Source organism: Streptomyces glomeratus (assembly GCF_021462825.1).
Taxonomy (GTDB): domain Bacteria; phylum Actinomycetota; class Actinomycetes; order Streptomycetales; family Streptomycetaceae; genus Streptomyces; species Streptomyces glomeratus.
Map to the genome: position 1 here is coordinate 64,647 of NZ_JAKEEB010000010.1, position 17,996 is coordinate 82,642.

19 protein-coding genes are annotated in these 17,996 nt (G+C 70.8%); 4 read left to right on the plus strand and 15 right to left on the minus strand.

Annotated elements, in window-relative coordinates:
* The first annotated feature begins 10 nt into the window (after positions 1–10).
* Together LZ604_RS14735 and LZ604_RS14740 are read left to right on the plus strand one after the other, a co-directional pair.
* Entirely contained in the window at positions 11–433 is a 423-nt protein-coding gene (locus tag LZ604_RS14735) for a DUF6153 family protein (protein WP_234515545.1), read from the plus strand.
* Between the two features lie 105 nt (positions 434–538).
* Positions 539–1,213, plus strand: coding sequence for a DUF305 domain-containing protein (locus LZ604_RS14740; RefSeq protein WP_234515546.1), 675 nt, complete (start codon positions 539–541; stop codon positions 1,211–1,213).
* Between the two features lie 156 nt (positions 1,214–1,369).
* Here the strand turns inward: LZ604_RS14740 and LZ604_RS14745 are convergent, their stop codons facing one another.
* From LZ604_RS14745 to LZ604_RS14805, 13 genes are all read right to left on the minus strand, one after another.
* Positions 1,370–2,170 carry a sugar phosphate isomerase/epimerase family protein gene (locus LZ604_RS14745; protein ID WP_234515672.1) on the minus strand — a complete coding sequence of 267 codons (801 nt, stop codon included), beginning with the start codon at positions 2,168–2,170 and terminating at the stop codon, positions 1,370–1,372.
* Between the two features lie 91 nt (positions 2,171–2,261).
* Complete coding sequence (locus LZ604_RS14750) at positions 2,262–3,302, minus strand: LacI family DNA-binding transcriptional regulator (protein WP_234515547.1); 1,041 nt, start codon at positions 3,300–3,302, stop codon at positions 2,262–2,264.
* A gap of 290 nt (positions 3,303–3,592) precedes the next feature.
* Positions 3,593–3,997 carry a gas vesicle protein K gene (locus LZ604_RS14755; protein ID WP_234515548.1) on the minus strand — a complete coding sequence of 135 codons (405 nt, stop codon included), beginning with the start codon at positions 3,995–3,997 and terminating at the stop codon, positions 3,593–3,595.
* Positions 3,981–4,244, minus strand: a complete 264-nt coding sequence (locus LZ604_RS14760; protein ID WP_234515549.1) for a gas vesicle protein — start codon at positions 4,242–4,244, stop codon at positions 3,981–3,983. Before LZ604_RS14760 ends, LZ604_RS14755 begins: the two co-directional genes overlap by 17 nt.
* Positions 4,241–5,053: a GvpL/GvpF family gas vesicle protein gene (locus tag LZ604_RS14765; protein ID WP_234515550.1), complete on the minus strand. Its 813-nt coding sequence runs from the start codon at positions 5,051–5,053 to the stop codon at positions 4,241–4,243. Before LZ604_RS14765 ends, LZ604_RS14760 begins: the two co-directional genes overlap by 4 nt.
* A gap of 5 nt (positions 5,054–5,058) precedes the next feature.
* Complete coding sequence (gvpJ, locus tag LZ604_RS36245; protein ID WP_372482140.1) at positions 5,059–5,550, minus strand: gas vesicle protein GvpJ; 492 nt, start codon at positions 5,548–5,550, stop codon at positions 5,059–5,061.
* 180 nt (positions 5,551–5,730) lie between these two features.
* Complete coding sequence (locus tag LZ604_RS14775) at positions 5,731–6,912, minus strand: SRPBCC family protein (protein WP_234515551.1); 1,182 nt, start codon at positions 6,910–6,912, stop codon at positions 5,731–5,733.
* Positions 6,905–7,441 (minus strand): ABC transporter substrate-binding protein, encoded by a 537-nt coding sequence (locus tag LZ604_RS14780; RefSeq protein WP_234515552.1) that lies wholly within the window; start codon positions 7,439–7,441, stop codon positions 6,905–6,907. Before LZ604_RS14780 ends, LZ604_RS14775 begins: the two co-directional genes overlap by 8 nt.
* 89 nt (positions 7,442–7,530) lie before the next feature.
* Positions 7,531–7,794: a gas vesicle protein GvpG gene (locus tag LZ604_RS14785; RefSeq protein ID WP_234515553.1), complete on the minus strand. Its 264-nt coding sequence runs from the start codon at positions 7,792–7,794 to the stop codon at positions 7,531–7,533.
* A gap of 41 nt (positions 7,795–7,835) precedes the next feature.
* The gene (locus tag LZ604_RS14790; protein ID WP_234515554.1) at positions 7,836–8,549 is read right to left on the minus strand and encodes a GvpL/GvpF family gas vesicle protein; all 714 of its coding nucleotides are present in this window, start codon (positions 8,547–8,549) and stop codon (positions 7,836–7,838) included.
* An 8-nt stretch (positions 8,550–8,557) separates the two neighbouring features.
* Positions 8,558–8,992 (minus strand): gas vesicle protein GvpJ, encoded by a 435-nt coding sequence (gvpJ, locus tag LZ604_RS14795; RefSeq protein WP_372482144.1) that lies wholly within the window; start codon positions 8,990–8,992, stop codon positions 8,558–8,560.
* 49 nt (positions 8,993–9,041) lie between these two features.
* Positions 9,042–9,413: a gas vesicle protein GvpO gene (locus LZ604_RS14800; protein WP_234515556.1), complete on the minus strand. Its 372-nt coding sequence runs from the start codon at positions 9,411–9,413 to the stop codon at positions 9,042–9,044.
* Between the two features lie 241 nt (positions 9,414–9,654).
* Entirely contained in the window at positions 9,655–10,554 is a 900-nt protein-coding gene (locus tag LZ604_RS14805; protein WP_234515557.1) for a ribokinase, read from the minus strand.
* 169 nt (positions 10,555–10,723) lie between these two features.
* Between LZ604_RS14805 and recD2 the strand changes: the two genes are divergently transcribed.
* On the plus strand, positions 10,724–13,000 hold the full coding sequence (gene recD2 / locus LZ604_RS14810; RefSeq protein WP_234515558.1) for an SF1B family DNA helicase RecD2: 2,277 nt from the start codon (positions 10,724–10,726) through the stop codon (positions 12,998–13,000).
* 230 nt (positions 13,001–13,230) lie between these two features.
* Positions 13,231–14,520 carry a citrate synthase gene (locus LZ604_RS14815; protein WP_234515559.1) on the plus strand — a complete coding sequence of 430 codons (1,290 nt, stop codon included), beginning with the start codon at positions 13,231–13,233 and terminating at the stop codon, positions 14,518–14,520.
* Positions 14,521–15,045: 525 nt separating this feature from the next.
* Here the strand turns inward: LZ604_RS14815 and LZ604_RS14820 are convergent.
* Positions 15,046–17,304: a heavy metal translocating P-type ATPase gene (locus tag LZ604_RS14820; RefSeq protein WP_234515560.1), complete on the minus strand. Its 2,259-nt coding sequence runs from the start codon at positions 17,302–17,304 to the stop codon at positions 15,046–15,048.
* Between the two features lie 89 nt (positions 17,305–17,393).
* Positions 17,394–17,633, minus strand: coding sequence for a heavy-metal-associated domain-containing protein (locus LZ604_RS14825; RefSeq protein ID WP_234515561.1), 240 nt, complete (start codon positions 17,631–17,633; stop codon positions 17,394–17,396).
* Between the last annotated feature and the right edge of the window lie 363 nt (positions 17,634–17,996).

The window sequence follows — 17,996 nt, forward strand, 5'->3', positions numbered from 1 at the left end:
CGATGAGACCATGACGTCCAGCGCTCGCACCGGCTCAGAGGTGAGCTCTGCGCGCTGGATGTGGCTGGTCCTGGCCCTGGTGGCGGGGGTGTTGGGGATGCATGCCCTGTCGCCCACCGGTATGCCGGCTGCGGGCCGGCACGACGTGATGATGCCGGTGGAGTCCTCAGAGCACCACTCCACGCTCGCCCATGGTGTCGGTGGAGACTGCCGGCATCTGTCGGATGCGGGCAACGGTGGCATGGTCATGGACCATGCCGGAGGGACATGCGCGGCAGGCGGTACGTCCAGTGCTTACGTTCCGCCCGCCTTGCTGCCCACCCTGACTGCTCGCGTCGAGCCTGCGGCGTCCGCCTGCAGCGGCCCGGCCGCTGGGACGGTTGACGGCCGCGCACCGCCCGATCTTTCCGAGTTGCAGCTCCTGCGGATCTAGAGGCGCCCGCACGACACCCTCCTGACGAAGGTGGCGTGCTCTGGCCTGCCTGAATCCGTCTTCCCGCGCCTGGGCGCGGGTGTGCTTCAAGGAGTTGTACCTCTCATGGCATCTCGCCGTTCCCTCATCCGCCGTACCGCTGCGCTGGCTACTGCTGTCACCGCCGCGGTGGTGCTGGCCGCCTGCGGCAGCAGCAGCGATTCCTCCTCCTCGTCCCCGTCGTCGGGGCACTCCGGCCACGACATGGGGGCGATGTCCTCCGCCAGCCCCTCGGGCACCGCCGCGCAGGGCAGCCACAACGCGCAGGACCTGTCGTTCGCGCAGGGGATGATCCCGCACCACCGACAGGCCGTCGCCATGGCCGACCTGGCTGCCTCGCGGGCGAAGTCCCCGCAGGTGAAAGACCTGGCCGCGAAGATCAAGCAAGCGCAGGATCCTGAGATCAACACCATGTCCGGCTGGTTGAAGGCCTGGGGCGAGAAGGTCCCGGACGACAGCATGTCCGGCATGGAGAGCATGCCGGGCATGGACCACTCCGGCTCGTCGATGCCCGGCATGATGCCGGACCACGATATGGACAAATTGAAGGGCCTGTCCGGTGACGCCTTCGACAAGGCGTTCCTGCAGATGATGACCAGTCATCATCAGGGCGCCATCGAAATGGCGAAGACCGAGCAGGCCAAGGGCGCCTACGGCCCGGCCGAGGCGACGGCGAAGTCGATCGTCACCTCGCAGTCGGCCGAGATCACCGCGATGAACAAGCTACTCGGCAAGCAGTAGATCACTCATCCGGTCCGGGCTCGGGGCAGCCGGCGAACGGCGGCCCCGAGCCCGGCGGCTCCGTGCACGCTCGTGCGCCATGGCGGACGGGCGTGGCGCATCGCGGTGCGGAGGCCGATCGGGTACCTCGGCCTCCGGTCACCGCATATCGCCGCGTCAGGCCGACTCGCTGAGCAGCCGCGCCAGGTGGTCCCGGCCGGCGTCCAGCAGTTCCGGCAACGGCGCCGCGGCCTCGTTCCACCGTTTCTCGTACTCCCAGCACAGCCAGCCGTCCCAGCCGTGGCGGGAGAGGACCTCCACGGTCTCGGTGAGCGGGAGGACGCCGGAGCCCAGCGGCAGCGGGGTCCTGTCGTCGGCGGAGGCGATGTCCTTGACCTGGACGTAGCCGAGGTACGTGGACAGGGCCGCGTACGTCTCCTGCGGCTGCTCGCCGCGCAGCCAGGTGTGCATGACGTCCCACAGCGCACCCACGTGACGGTGGCCCACCGCGCCCAGGACGCGGAGGACGTCCGCACCGGTGGGGTGGGAGTCATGGGTCTCCAGCAGGATCCTCACGTCGAGGTCGGCGGCGTACTCGGCGGCCGTGCCCAGGCGCCGGGCGGCGGTCGCGTCGGCCTCCTGCGGAGACTGCTCGTTGCCACCGCCGGGGAGGACCCGCACGAAGGGGGCGCCCAGGTCGCGGGCCAGCTCCAGGAGCGCGCGGATCTCGGCGAGCACGGGTTCGTCGTCACCGGGCGCGGCGACACGTGCGTACCCCGCGAGCCCCAGGATCTCGACGCCACCTCTCTCGAACTCGGCGGTGACGGCGGCCCGTTCGGCGGGCGCGAGTCCGGGGTGCACGGGCTCCTCGGGGTGCGTGCGCAGTTCGACACCGTGATAGCCGTGCGCCGCCGCGAGCCGGACGACGTCCGTTATGGGCAGACCGGGCACACCGAGGGTGGAGAACGCCAGCTTCATGGTCACGGAACCTACCCCGCGACCCGCGGGTAACGCCCGTCCCGGGCCGCGGCCGGTGTGGCGTGGCGCGCGGCACGTCGGTCACGGGCGCTCAGCCGCGGGGTACCCCGGTCGACCCCCGTACCATCAGCTCCCCGGGCACCGTGGCGATCCCGCCCGGCGGCGGCTCCTCCCGGCCCCTGGCGATGCGGCCCGCCCGGGCCCCCGCCTCCGACAGCGGCAGCCGTACCGTCGTCAGGGCCGGCACCGTGTCGACAGCGAAGGGGAGGTCGTCGAAGCCGGTCACCGACACGTCCTCGGGGATGCGCAGACCGAAGTCGCGCAGTGCCGCGCACGCGCCCAGCGCCACCGTGTCGTTCGCCGCCACGATCGCCGTCAGCGATGGTTCCCGGCGCAGCAGTTCCCGTGTCGCCTCGTAGCCGGCGCGGCGGTCGTAGCGCCCGTGCACCGTCAGCCGGGGGTCGTCCTCGATTCCGGCGGCGGCCAGGGCCGCCCGGTGGCCTTCCAGGCGGTGCCGGGTGGTCGTGCGCTCCTCGGGGCCCGCGATATAGCCGAGCCGCCGGTGGCCGAGGCCGGTCAGGTGCCCGGTGAGCCGCTGTGCGCCCCCGCGGTTGTCGAAGGTCAGTGCGATCGCCTCGGAGGTGGGCGGGCGGCCGCACAGCACCACGCGCGTTCCGGCCGCCGCCAGTTTGCGCAGCTTGGCGCCCACGGCCTCGATGTGCGCGCCGTCCTCCACCGCCCCGCCGGTCAGGACCACCGCCGCCGCCCGCTGCCGCTGCAACAGCGTCAGATACGTCAGCTCCCGCTCCGGCGAGCCGCCGGTGTTGCAGACCACGGCGAGCCGCTCGCCGCCGGCCCGTCCCCCGGGACCCCCGATCTCCGACTGGATCGCACTCGCCATGATCCCGAAGAAGGGGTCGGCGATGTCGTTCACCAGGATCCCGACCAGGTCGGAGGTGGCCGCAGCGAGCGCGCTCGCCGGGCCGTTGAGGACGTAGTCCAGCTCGTCGACCGCGCGCAGCACCCGCTCCCGGGTGGAGGCCGCCACCGGGTAGTTCCCGTTGAGCACACGCGAGACGGTGGCCGGCGACACCTGCGCGCGCGCCGCCACGTCCGCCAGGGTCACCGTCATCGTCGTCGTCCTCCGGTCGCATGTCATGTCTTGTCGGGGATCCGTCTACAGCTCTCCGGACACCCGTGTACAGGTCTGTGGTTCCCCTCTGTTCGACGGGCCGACCAACCCGGCGTTCGACGGGCCGACCACCTCGACGCCTTCCGTGACCACCATGTCACACCCGGTGACGCCTTATGTGCGGCGGTCGTCCGGTTGTTCGGGGACATGCCGTCCGGCGACGCGTCGTCTCGCCGTCCCCGACGGGGACGCGACCCCCGCCTTCCGGTGCCTTCCGTGCTCGCCCCGGCTCACGGCGGGAGCAGCGTGCCCAGCGGACCCAGGTCGAGGTTGAGGTCGGCGAGGGTGAGGCCGTACCGGTCGCACAGTTCGGCCATCCGGTCGTGCAGGAGCATCAGGGTCAGTCCCAGCCGCTCCTCCTGGTCCTCCGTCAGATTCCCCTCGTCGACGCGGCGCAGGGCCTGCCGCTCCATCAGCTGACGCAGCAGCTCGACGATGGTCAGGACCAGCTTGACGAGGTCCCGCTCCACCGTGTCCGGGTCGGTGTGCAGGCGGCGTGCGGCGGCCCGGCCGCGGCCGGACGACGGCGGGCCCATCTCGTCCGGACTGGCCGGCAGCACGGAGAACGCCCGGGTGGCGGCTTCCGCCACCTCCCGCAGCCGGTCGGCGCCCGGGGCGTCAGACGGGTTCGTCACCGGGCCCGTCCCGTCCCGTGAGTGCAGGGCCCGACGGCAGGAGCGTCGCCCACTGCTCGTCCAGCTCCTCGCGGACGGCGACCATCACGGCGCGCAGCGAGATCCTGACCAGGTCGATGTCGGCGATGGACAGGACGAGATCGCCGGTGAGCACGGCGCCGCCGCTCAGCAGCCGGTCCAGCAGGTCGATCAGCGCGACCTGCGGCTGGCTGACCGGGCGGTCGTCGTAGGTGTCGTACTCGCTCACCGCTGCCCGGCCCCTTCCGCCGCGCCGGGTGCCACGGACGCGGTGAACGAGTAGGGCGCCCACGGTCCGGTGACATCCACACGCACCCCGGGCAGGCCGTCCGCCGCGTGCAGCATCCGGGTGCGGAACTCCTCGGAGAGCCGACGGGGGACCAGATAGGCGTCGTTGGCGACGTTCTCACCCGGCACCCGGGCCAGACCGCCCTGCTGCGGCCGGTGCCGGGTCCGCTCCACCGCAAGGCCACGGGCCTGCTGCTCCGTCCGCCGTACGGCCTCCTCGGCGACCCGCCACGCGTCCTCGCGCGCCTGCCGCTGATACCGGCGGCGCCGCAGGTAGGCGCGTCCGGCGTCGGCGCCGGCCGGCTCGGAGGGGGGCGGGGCGGCGGTGGGGGCGGACGGGGACGAGGGCGGCACCTCTGCGTACACCTTCACCCCCCACTCCACGTGGTCGGTGAGCCGGTCCAGCAGTGCCGCGAAGTCCGCCTCCCGCTCGCGGAGCATCTGCCGGACCCGTGCCTCGTCGAGGTACACGGTGGCCAGCCGCAGCGGAAGGACCGTGGTGTGCGCGGCGAGGGTCTCGATGACGGAGTGGTGCGCGCGGGCCGTCGCCTCCAGCCACTCCAGGTCCTCCAGGCCCACCTTCAAGGCCGCCTCCGAGAACCCTTCCCAGGGCACCGCGCTGATCGCGGCGGCCACCGCTCCCGAGTCGACCAGGGTGACGGGTGCGCCCGCCACCCCGCGGACACCGGCGAGGTCCGGCGGGGCGGACGACCCCACCACGGCGTATGCGTAGCACAGCTGCTCGTCCACCGGTCTCAGCTCCGGTCCTCGTCGTCACGTGCCCTGCGCGTGCCCCCGGCCGGGCGGCTTGTGCGGGTGCCCTCGGCCGTACGGGCTCTGCGCGCGCCCTGCTCGGCACGGGTTCCCTCGCCCTCGCGGTCGTCGTCGCTCACGCGCCGTCTGCGCCGGGGCTCCGCGGGCGGCTCCCGGTCGGTGTCCCGGGCCTCGCGCGGGCGGCGGCCGTCCTCCGGGCTGCTCCCGGACAGCTCCGCCGGGGTCTCGGCGATCCGTCTGCGCAGTTCCTCGACTTCGGCGCGCAGCCGCTCGTTCTGTTCCTCCAGGCTGCGCCGGCCGTCGCTGCGGGAGGCCCGGGAGGACAGGGCGGGATCGTGCTCCCACCAGTCGATACCGATCTCCCTGGCCTTGTCCACGGATGCCACCAGAAGCCGGAGCTTGATGGTGAGCAGCTCGATGTCGAGCAGGTTGATCTTGATATCGCCGACGATGACGATGCCCTTGTCGAGCACGCGTTCAAGGATGTCGGCCAGGTTCGCGCCGGACGGACCCTGACTGTACGGGGAGAGGGCTCGCGACGTTGTGGGGACGGCGGGCTCGGACTCGGTCACGGCAGACTCGACCTCGTTTCGCTGAGGCCCCGGCGTCGGCGACGCGGGAACCGGCGGGCTCGCGCACCTCAGCGCCCGGATCTAACCGCGACGCCGGCGCGTCTGCGGGGCTTCTTCCTCCGTCTCGTCGTGGCGGTCCTCGGGCTCTTCGTCCTCCTCCCGGTAGCCTTCATCGGATTCGTCGGAGGCGTAGTCGTCCTCGTCCCCCTCTTCCTCTTCGGCGTGGTCGTCCTCGGGCTCCTCGTCCTCGACGCCCTCTTCCTCGTCCGCCTCTTCTTCTTCCTCGTCCTCGGGGTAGCCCTCTTCGTCCTCGTCGTCTCGCCGGCCCGGCTCCTCCTCCTCGGCCTCTTCCGCCTCTTCCGCCTCTTCGGCCTCTTCGGCCTCTTCGGCCTCCTCGGCCCTCTCGGCCTCTTCGGCCTCCTCGGCCTCCTCATGGGTGCGGACCACTTCCCCGTCGCGGATCTCGCCGCGCCAGGCGCCGGTGGCCTCTCCCCGGCTCATGACGAACGTGCGGTAGAGCTTCAGATCGAGTCGCACCCGGCGGCCCTGGGCGCGCCACAGACCGCCGGTCTTCTCGAAGAGGCCCTGGGGGTAGTACTGGATGACCAGCAGCACCTTGGTGAGGTTGTCCCCGAGCGGGTGGAAGGTGACGACGCCCTTGTGGGTGCCCTTGGGTCCCTCGGTGGTCCAGGCGATCCGCTGATCGGGCACCTCCTCCGTGACGGTGCCCCGCCAACTCCGGCGCGACTTGGCGATCTTCGCCTTCCAGTGGCTCGAGATCTCGTCGTCCTGCCGGACGTCCTCGACGCCCTTGGCGAACCGGTTGAAGTCGGTGAACTGCGTCCACTGGTTGTAGGCCTCACGCACGGGCACGCCCACGGTGATGTCTTCGACGATGTTCAGCGACTTGCCCTGGCCGTCGGGCTTGTTCTTGCGTCCCCCTCCCATCGCCTCCTTGGCCTTGCCCAGCAGCGCGTCCTTGGCCGTGGACAGCATCCCGCCGTGTCCGTCCGCTTCTCCGCCGCCGAGAAGCCCGCCGCCGATGAGCTTCTTGCCGCCCTTGAGGACGAGATTGCCCAACATGCCGGGACCGACGTGCGTCTCGGCCAGTCGGCGCGCCCCCTCGCCCAGCCGCTCGCCCAAGTCCTCGACCGTCACCTCGAGCCGGGTCCGCAGGTATTCCTCCAGCTCTTGCTTCAGCCGGTCCGTGGCGGGGTTCTGCTTCACCTGCTCACGCACCTTCTCGAGGGTGCCCTCAGTCATCGTCCGGCCTCCTCGGTCCTGCGGAGCCGCTCTTCGAGCGGCTCCGGGCGGCCGGCGCCTTCTTCCCGCGCGGCTCGCCTCCCTGGTCCGATCCGCGCTGCTGCGTTTTCCTCTCGCGCCCCGCGCCCCGGCTTTCCCGGCTCCTGCGCGCTCCGCCCCGGCGCTCCTCGCCCTCAGGCTCCTCGCCCTCAGGCTCCTGCTCCTCCCGGTCCTCTTCGTCCGGCCCGCCCCCGCCCCGTCCCCTCTCCTTCAGGCCGGTGGTGCGTTCGTGGAGTGCGTCGGCCAGGCTCTCGGCCTTCGCCGACAGCAGCGTGGTCGCCGCGGTCTTGCCCGCCTCCGTCAGTTCGGTGCGGACCTGATCACCGACGTTCCCGACAAGGGGCGAATCCTGGAGGAGCTTTCCGAGCTGACCCGGTTTCACCCGCGACCCGGCCAGCATCGCGCCGAGGCTCATCGCGAGCTTCGCCTTCTTGGTCCGGCCCAGCACATAGCCGGCGAGGACCGCCGCGCCGATCTTGGCGTTGTTCATGATCCGTCTTCTCTCCTTGCCCCGCGGGTCACGGCCCGGCGTCGCGAGCCGCGCGTCACGGCCGAACGCCCCCGATCACGGCCGGCGCCTCACAGTCCGCTCTGCCCGCCGCGCCGCAGTTGGTAGGCCCTGATCTCCTCCAAGCGGTGCAGCAGTTCCTCCTCACGCCGCGTGAACTCCTCTTCGCCGATGCGGCCTTCGTTCCTCGCCCGCTCCAGCTGCACCAGTCCCTCCTGCACGGGGGCAGGGTCGTAGAACTCGTCCTCGGCGGTACGCACGACCTTCTCGAGCACCCAGCCGATGCCCCGCACGGGGGCGAACGGCAGCGTCAGAATCCCGGTGACCAGTCCCACTGCGCCTCCTCGTGCCGTCGGGCTGTGGTCGGTGGAGACACTCAGCTGAAGCTGTACGGCGGCAGCGGACCCCGTACCCGCACCTCGATGCCTTCGCCCAGGCGCTCGGCCAGTTCACGGCCGGTCCGGGCGAACTCGTCGCCGCGCTCGTTCTCCACCAGGAAGGAGGCGTTCACGAAGTACTGCTGAGAGGGCGGGGCGACCTGCTCCGACAGTGCAAGCGGCCGCAGTGCGGCGAGCACCTCACCGGCGAGAGCCTCCTGACGCCTCTGCACCTCCTCGGCCACGAGCTGACCCAGCGCCAGCCGGTCCTGGTACGTCCCAGAGCCGTCCCGGGTCGCCTCGTTCAGCATGCGGGCCTGCTCGGACTCCTCCAGGACGGTGCGCAGCACCGCGTCCTCGTCCTGCAGCCCCTTCACGTTGAACTCGGCCCGTCCGGTGAGCTCCTCGAGGCGCTCGGAGAACGCCTCGGCCCTCTCCTCCAGCACGGCGCGCACCGATTCCTCGTCCGGGGCGACGAACCCGAAGCTCAGCGGCAGGATGGTCCCGTCGGCCCACAGCCGCTCCTGGGCCTCGTGGTGCGCCTCCAGGTCGCGGCGCGCGACCGAGAGGTCCTCCGGGGCCTCACTGACGACGGCGCACAGGGACTCCCCGCGTACCGCTCGCAGCTCGGAGGGCGAGGCGCCCACGCCCTTGATGCCCTCCAGATCCAGGGGGTGCGAGTCGTTGGTGATCGCGTATACGTACAGCGCCATCGGTGCGCTCACTCCTCCCGGTCCTTGGAAGAACGGCGGCTCGAGCCGCGTTCGACGTGCTCGCGCTCCTTCTCGCGCCTGTCCTCACCGCGGCCCTGCAACGACTCCGTGAACGCCTCGACCGCGCCGGTCAGCGCCCCCTTGCTCTTGCCGCGGGCACCACCCTCCGTGACCCCCTCGACTATGTCGGTCAGTTGCGCCGGAGCCTTGCGGCCCGACTCCAGATCCAGCCGGTTGCAGGCCTCCGCGAAGCGCAGATACGTGTCGACGCTGGCCACGACCACGCGGGCGTCGACCTTCAGGATCTCGATGCCCACCAGGGACACCCGTGCGAACACGTCGATGACCAGACCGCGGTCGAGCACGAGTTCCACTACGTCGTACAGGGTTCCCGAGCCCCCGCCGCCCCCGGCGACGGCGCCACCGCCACCTCCTGGTACCACAGTCACGATGTTTTCCCCTCGTAAGGCCTCACGCGAAGGAGGGACGCTGCTAGCGGTCCTCTCTGTCGACCTGTGCGCGGGTGTAGCGGCGTGCACGCTCGTACGCCATCAGCTGACCCGCAGGATCCAGAACGACCTTGTAGCTGGCCATCACGCTGCTCGTGTCCGGGATGCGCTCCAGCTCGACGACCTCCACCAGGGCCTCCCAGCCGTCGGGTGTCGGCCTCAGCGAGGAGACGGACTGGGGGGCGCGCCCCAGCAGCTCCGAGAGCTGCCGCGCCGCGTTCCGCATGGCCTGGGGGGCGGGCACACGCTCGGGAGCGGAGCCCTCCGGCTCCTTCGCGGACGTCTCCCGCTCCCGGCCGGACGACTCCCGCGACGCGGGATGTGCCTTCTTGGGCTCACGGTCGTTCGTGATCATTCACCTTCTTGCTCCTCTGTCCATGATTCACCCTCTTTGCACTGTATGCCAGTTATATGACCGACTTTTCCGGAGGCCCGGGACGCGAAAGAAATTTCCTCCACGGCCGATGCAACCCTTCTCGCACCCCGCGTGTCGTACTGGGCGTCAGAACCTCTGGAGGGGGATCTGGGGGGATCGCGGGGGTTCTGATGCGGAGGGGAAACCGAGGGGCCCGATCTGTGGACCGGGCCCCTCGAAATCACAGGGCGGCGACCTCCTCGGCACTCGGGAAGGACTCCTGGGCCCCGGCGCGCGTCACCGCCGCCGCACCCACGCGCGCCGCGTACGCCGCCGCGTCCGGCAGCGACGAGCCGGCGCCCAGCCGCCACGCCAGTGCCGCCGTGAACGCGTCGCCCGCGCCGGTCGTATCCACCGCGTCCACCTTCACGGACGGGACACGGGTCACAGCCTCCCCGTCCGCCACCAGCGCCCCCTGAGCGCCCAGGGTGACCACCACGGACCGCGGCCCGAGGGTCAGCAGCGCGGCCGCCCAGTCCTCGGGTGAGCCGTCCAGCGCACGCCCGGCGATCACCCGGGCCTCGTGCTCGTTCACGATCAGCGGGTCGCACGCCGCCAGCACCGCGGCGGGCAGTGGCCTGGGCGGCGACGGGTTGAGCACGAAACGGGTGCCGGACGGCAGGTTCAGTACGACCTCCTCGACCGTCTCCAGCGGGATCTCCAGCTGCGCCGAGACCACCCGGGAGGCCCGCAGCAAGGCGTCCGCGGCCCGTACGTCCTCGGGCGTGAGCCGCGCGTTGGCCCCCGGGGAGACCACGATGCTGTTGTCCCCCGAGGGATCCACCGTGATCAGCGCGACCCCCGTGGGAGCCCCGCCGACCAGCACCCCCGCGGTGTCGACGCCCGCCGCGCGCTGCGTGCCCAGCAGCAGCCTGCCGTGCGCGTCGTCGCCGACGCGGGCCAGCAGCGCCGTACGGGCGCCGAGACGGGCGGCGGCGACGGCCTGGTTCGCGCCCTTGCCGCCCGGGTGGACCACGAGGTCGGAGCCGAGCACGGTCTCCCCGGCCGCGGGCCGCCGCTCCACTCCGATCACCAGGTCGGCGTTGGCCGATCCCACGACCAGGAGGTCGTAGTCGTACATGAAAGGACTCCCTGAGAGATGACAGAGGCGGGCGGTCACCGGACCGCCTGCCCGCTCCGCGACGTCAGCCGCCGAACCCGGCCACGTTCTGCTTCGTTACCACCTTGACCGGCGCCTGGAACACCGCCGTCCGTCCCCTCCTGTCAGTCCCCGGCGGTAGCGTCGGATCATGACCCAGGAGGCGAGTCGGGCAGGACAGGCGGGCGCGGACGAGCGGCGCCCGGCCACGCTGGAGGGCGTGCTCGAGCGGATCACCTATGCAAACGAGGAGAACGGATACACGGTCGCCCGCGTCGACACCGGCCGTGGCGCCGGTGATCTGCTCACCGTCGTCGGCGCGCTCCTCGGCGCCCAGGTGGGGGAGTCGCTCCGGATGGAGGGCCGCTGGGGTTCGCATCCCCAGTACGGACGGCAGTTCACCGTCGAGAACTACACGACCGTCCTGCCGGCCACCGTGCAGGGCATCCGCCGCTATCTCGGCTCCGGCCTCGTCAAGGGCATCGGCCCCGTCTTCGCCGACCGCATCACCCAGCACTTCGGCCTGGACACCCTGCGGATCATCGAGGAGGAGCCCAAGCGGCTCATCGAGGTCCCCGGCCTCGGGCCCAAGCGGACCAAGAAGATCGCCGACGCCTGGGAGGAGCAGAAGGCGATCAAGGAGGTCATGCTCTTCCTGCAGACCGTCCAGGTCTCCACGTCCATCGCGGTGCGCATCTACAAGAAGTACGGCGACGCCTCCATCTCCGTCGTGAAGAACGAGCCGTACCGCCTGGCCGCCGACGTCTGGGGCATCGGTTTCCTCACCGCCGACCGCATCGCCCAGTCCGTCGGCATCCCGCACGACAGTCCCGAGCGCGTCAAGGCCGGACTGCAGTACGCGCTGTCGCAGTCCGCCGACCAGGGGCACTGCTATCTGCCCGAGGAGCGGCTCATCGCCGACGCGGTCAAGCTCCTCCAGGTCGACACGGGGCTCGTCATCGAGTGCCTGGCGGAGCTGGCGGCGCCCTTGGAGGACGGCTCCGACCCCGGCGTCGTACGGGAGAAGGTGCCCGGACCCGACGGAGGCGGGCCCGTCACCGCCGTCTATCTGGTCCCCTTCCACCGGGCCGAACTCTCCCTCTCCGCACAGCTGCTGCGTCTGCTGCGGACGGACGAGGACCGGATGCCCGTCTTCCGGGACGTGGCATGGGACAAGGCGCTGGGCTGGCTCAGGCAGCGCACGGGAGCGGATCTCGCCCCCGAGCAGGAGGAGGCCGTTCGGCTGGCGCTGACCCGGAAGGTCGCCGTCCTCACCGGAGGCCCCGGCTGCGGCAAGTCCTTCACCGTACGGTCCGTCGTGGAACTCGCCCGGGCCAAGCGCGCCAAGGTCCTGCTCGCGGCGCCCACCGGACGGGCGGCCAAACGCCTGTCCGAGCTGACCGGCGCCGAGGCCTCCACGGTCCACCGGCTGCTCGAGCTGAAGCCCGGCGGCGACGCGGCCTACGACAGGGACCGCCCGCTCGACGCCGATCTGGTCGTCGTGGACGAGGCGTCGATGCTCGACCTGCTGCTCGCCAACAAGCTGGTCAAGGCCGTGCCTCCGGGCGCCCATCTGCTCTTCGTCGGTGATGTCGACCAACTGCCGAGCGTCGGCGCCGGAGAGGTCCTCAGAGACCTGCTCGCCAAGGGCAGCCCCGTCCCCGCCGTCCGGCTCACCCGGGTCTTCCGTCAGGCCCAGCAGTCCGGCGTCGTCACCAACGCGCACCGCATCAACGCCGGACAGCACCCGCTCACCGAAGGCCTGAAGGACTTCTTCCTCTTCGTCGAGGACGACACCGAGGAGGCCGGCCGGCTCACCGTGGACGTGGCGGCACGGCGGATCCCGGCCCGGTTCGGCCTCGATCCGCGCCGAGACGTCCAGGTACTCGCCCCGATGCACCGGGGCCCCGCCGGTGCGGGCACCCTCAACGGCCTGCTCCAGCAGGTCATCACACCCGGCCGCCCCGATCTGCCCGAGAAGAGGTTCGGCGGCCGCGTCTTCCGTGTCGGGGACAAGGTCACCCAGATCCGTAACAATTACGACAAGGGCAAGAACGGTGTCTTCAACGGCACCGTGGGCGTGGTCACCTCGCTCGACCCGGTCGACCAGCGCCTCACGGTGCTGACGGACGAGGACGAGGAGGTGCCCTACGAATTCGACGAACTGGACGAACTGGCACACGCGTACGCGGTGACCATCCACCGCTCGCAGGGCAGCGAGTATCCGGCGGTGGTGGTCCCGGTCACCACCGGGGCCTGGATGATGCTCCAGCGGAACCTGCTCTACACGGCGGTCACCCGGGCCAAGAAGCTGGTCGTCCTGGTCGGTTCACGCCGGGCGATCGGGCAGGCGGTGCGCACGGTGTCGGCGGGCCGGCGCTGCACGGCCCTGGACTTCCGGCTCACACCCGGACCCCTCGACGGCTGAGGTTCCGGCCCGCGGCCCGCCTTCAAAAAATGATCGATCAAATGAGTCGCGAAGGTCACAGAGCACTTCCGGAACCGGGCGAACGGGGGCAGGATGAGCAAGTTGACGGCACTCAGTGCCGCCGATGAGCCCAATGGTCGACCCCGAGTGCACTCTCCTGCGCCAAATGGGGGATGGTAGAGACAGTCAGGGCACCTCGAAGATGAGGCACTACGTCGGTGAGGGAAGACGTGAGCGACAACTCTGTAGTACTGCGGTACGACGGCAACGAGTACACCTACCCGGTGGTCGACAGCACCGTCGGTGACAAGGGCTTCGACATCGGGAAGCTCCGCGCCCAGACCGGTCTGGTCACCCTGGACAGCGGCTACGGCAACACCGCCGCCTATAAATCCGCCGTCACCTACCTGGACGGCGAGAAGGGCATCCTCCGGTACCGCGGCTACCCGATCGAGCAGCTGGCCGAGCGCTCCACCTTCCTGGAGGTCGCCTACCTGCTGATCAACGGCGAGCTTCCGACCGTCGACGAGCTCTCCACCTTCAAGAACGACATCACGCAGCACACCCTGCTGCACGAGGACGTCAAGAACTTCTACAAGGGCTTCCCGCGCGACGCGCACCCGATGGCGATGCTGTCCTCGGTGGTCTCCGCGCTGTCCACCTTCTACCAGGACAGCCACAACCCCTTCGACGACAAGCAGCGCAGCCTCTCCACCATCCGCCTGCTCGCCAAGCTTCCGACGATCGCCGCGTACGCCTACAAGAAGTCGATCGGCCACCCCTTCGTCTACCCGCGCAACGACCTCGGCTACGTCGAGAACTTCCTCCGTATGACGTTCTCCGTGCCGGCGCAGGAGTACGAGCTCGACCCGGTCGTCGTCTCCGCGCTCGACAAGCTGCTGATCCTGCACGCCGACCACGAGCAGAACTGCTCGACCTCCACGGTCCGCCTGGTCGGCTCCTCGCAGGCGAACATGTTCGCCTCGATCTCGGCCGGCATCAGCGCCCTCTGGGGCCCGCTGCACGGCGGTGCCAACCAGTCCGTGCTGGAGATGCTGGAGGGCATCCAGGAGACCGGTGGCGACGTCGACTCCTTCATCCGCAAGGTGAAGAACAAGGAGGACGGCGTCCGCCTGATGGGCTTCGGCCACCGGGTCTACAAGAACTTCGACCCGCGCGCCAAGATCATCAAGGCCGCCGCTCACGACGTGCTCTCCGCCCTCGGCAAGTCCGACGAGCTGCTGGACATCGCCCTGAAGCTGGAAGAGCACGCGCTCTCCGACGACTACTTCGTCTCGCGCAGCCTCTACCCGAACGTCGACTTCTACACCGGTCTGATCTACCGGGCCATGGGCTTCCCGACCGAGATGTTCACGGTCCTGTTCGCCCTCGGCCGTCTGCCGGGCTGGATCGCCCAGTGGACCGAGATGATCAAGGAGCCGGGCTCCCGCATCGGCCGTCCGCGCCAGATCTACACGGGCGTGGTGCAGCGCGACTTCGTTCCGGTAGAGGAGCGCTGAGCGCGCCCCCTCGGCTCACTCACCACGGAAAAAGCAGAAGGCGCCCCGGCGGCGGTCCCCCCACGGGCCGACGCTCGGGGCGCCTTCCCATGTCCCGGTGCGGATTCCCCCCACGGGATCCGGCCGGGCGTCTGCGGGACAGCGCCTGAATCGCCACGAGCAAAACGAGCAAAACTCGGCGTACCACTGCGATGCGGTCTGCCGGGACGCGTACGGACGGGAGGGCCGCTCAAAGCTCCCCGGTGTACGTGTCCCGGCAACGCAGTTTCCCGGAAACGTCCCCCAAGACATCCCCGGATGTCAGTCGCGCCCCCCAAGACGCTCCCGACATCGCCAACTTAGACCCACGAACCCTTCCGTTGGTTACGTTCACATCACTGTGATCTGCGTCTCTTGCATACGTCCTGAAAATGCGCAAGAGGTCCGATACGGCTACCGGGGCCCCAGCGTAAGGATGATGCGCGAGCCTTGTGAAGAGCTTATGTGAGGCATGCGTCGGACTCTAGAGGCAGTCTTGCCTCCGCGTCATGAGAATGCCCGCAGTCGAAGGCTGTTCGTGACCACGAAGACGGACGAGAAGGCCATCGCCGCGCCCGCGATCATGGGGTTGAGCAGCCCGGCGGCGGCCAGCGGCAGCGCGGCCACGTTGTAGCCGAAAGCCCAGACCAGGTTGCCCTTGATGGTGGCGAGCGTCCGCCGTGACAGCCGGATCGCGTCCGCCGCGACCCGCAGGTCCCCGCGCACCAGCGTCAGATCGCTCGCCTCGATCGCCGCGTCCGTACCGGTGCCCATGGCGAGCCCCAGATCGGCGGTGGCGAGCGCGGCCGCGTCGTTGACGCCGTCGCCGACCATGGCGACGGTGCGCCCCTCGTTCTGCAGCCGCCTGACGACGTCGACCTTCTCCTGCGGCAGCACCTCGGCGATCACATCGCCGGCGTCGACGCCGACGGCACGCGCCACGGCCTCGGCCACCGCCCGGTTGTCGCCGGTCAGCAGCACCGGCCTCAGTCCCAGGGCGCGCAGCTCCCGCACGGCCTCGGCGCTGGTCTCCTTGATCGTGTCGGCGACGGTGAGCACACCGAGTGCCTCGCCGTCCCGGGTCACCACGACGGCCGTGTGTCCCTCCGCCTCGGCCTCGGTCTTCGCGCGGGCCACGGTGTCCGGGAGCGCGTCCGGGAACCGGCCCACCGTGACCTCGTGGCCCTCGACGCGTCCGCGCACCCCGAGCCCGGGCACGTTCTGGAAGTGTTCCGGCACCGGAAGGACCCCGGCGCGCTCCTGTGCGCCCGCTGCGACCGCCCGGGCGACGGGGTGCTCGGAGGCGTGTTCCAGGGCTCCGGCGAGCCGCAGAAGCTCCTTCTCGTCGGTGCCCTCGGCGACATGGACCCCCTGGAGGGCCATCCGGCCGGTGGTGACCGTGCCGGTCTTGTCCAGGACCACGGTATCGACGCGGCGGGTGGACTCCAGCACCTCGGGACCCTTGATGAGAATGCCGAGCTGAGCGCCACGGCCCGTCCCCACCATCAGCGCGGTCGGGGTGGCGAGGCCCAGCGCGCAGGGGCAGGCGATGATCAGCACCGCGACGGCCGCGGTGAAGGCGGCGACGGTGTCGCCGGTGACGCCGAGCCACACCCCGAAGGTGCCGAGCGCGATCAGCAGCACGACGGGGACGAAGACCCCGGAGACGCGGTCGGCGAGGCGCTGCACCTCGGCCTTGCCGTTCTGCGCGTCCTCGACGAGGCGTGCCATCCGTGCGAGCTGGGTGTCGGCGCCCACCCGGGTCGCCTCGACCACCAGCCGGCCCCCGGCGTTCACGGTCGCGCCGGTCACCGCGTCCCCGACGGCCACATCGACGGGCACCGACTCACCGGTCAGCATCGACGCGTCGATCGCGGAGGCGCCCTCCACGACGGTCCCGTCCGTGGCGATCTTCTCCCCGGGCCGTACGACGAACCGGTCGCCGACGGCCAGCCGAGCCACCGGGACGCGTACCTCGCGGCCGTCCCGCAGGACCGCCACGTCCTTCGCGCCCAGTTCGAGCAGCGCCCTCAGGGCCGCGCCCGCGCGCCGTTTGGAGCGGGCCTCCAGATAGCGTCCGAGCAGGATGAACGCGACGACGCCCGCGGCCACTTCGAGATAGATGGTCCCTGATCCGCCGGTGCGGGAGACGGTGAGGTCGAAGCCGTGCCGCATGCCGGGCATCCCGGCGTCTCCCCAGAACAGCGCCCACAGCGACCAGCCGAAGGCGGCCAGCGTGCCGACGGAGACGAGGGTGTCCATGGTGGCCGTGCCGTGCCGGGCGTTGGTGAACGCGGCGCGGTGGAAGGGCAGTCCGCCCCAGACGACGACGGGGGCGGCGAGTGTCAGCGAGAGCCACTGCCAGTCGTCGAACTGCAGAGCCGGGACCATCGACAGCAGGACCACGGGCAGGGCGAGCAGGGAGGAGACGGTCAGACGCCGGCGCAGCGCGGCCGTCTCGGTGTCCTCTTCGGGGGTCATGGACCCGTCCGGCCCGGGCTCCTCGAGCCGCGGCGGCGGGGGTGCTTCGGCCGTGTAGCCGGTCTTCACCACGGTGGCGATCAGATCGGCGACCTCGATGCCGTCGGCGTACGAGATCTTCGCCTTCTCCGTCGCGAAGTTCACCGTGGCGGTGACGCCGTCCAGGCGGTTGAGCTTCTTCTCGACCCGGGCCGCGCAGGAGGCGCAGGTCATGCCGCCGATCGTCAGTTCGACCTCGAAGAGCGCGGCCCGGTCTATCGGGGCTGGTGCTGCGGTACTGGTCATGTCCGGACTCCAGACGGAGGACCGGGGCGTACGGAGCCGGTATCAGCCGGTCGGCACGGCCCGGTGCGGAGAGCGGGGGATGGGGCGGTTCAGGCCTTGCCGACGAGCTCGAAGCCCGCCTCGTCGACCGCGGCGCGCACGGCCTCGTCGTCGAGGGGCGTAGCGGAGACCACGGTGACCTCGCCGGTGGCCGCGACGGCCGTGACCGAGCTGACACCGGCGATGCCGGAGATCTCGCCGGAAACGGAGCCCTCGCAGTGCCCGCAGCTCATCCCGCTCACCTTGTAGACGGTCGTCACGGAGCCCTGGGTGTCGGTCTGCGCGGTCATGTCGTTACTCCTCGAGGAGACGTATGGGGCTTACGGGAGTCAGACTATACCCCTAGGGGGTATCCAGCCCAAGAGGGGTCCCGCCTTCTCGTCGGGGCGGGCCGGCCTCAGGTCCCCGGGGGACATGATCAGGCCGGATCCGCCGCGGCGAGGGCACGCGCCACGGTCGGCGGCGCGGGTGCGCCCGTCCGGCGGAACGCCCGTCGGACGGCCCCGCGGGCCTCTTCCCGGCCGGAGCCCCGCTGCTCGACCGGCGTCGCGCCGCTCCGGCCGGCGACGCGTGCCACCGGCCGGGGTCGCGCCACTTCGGCCGACGTGGCGCATCCCCGGTGGTGGTCGCGCATCCCCGAGAGGCGTTGCTCA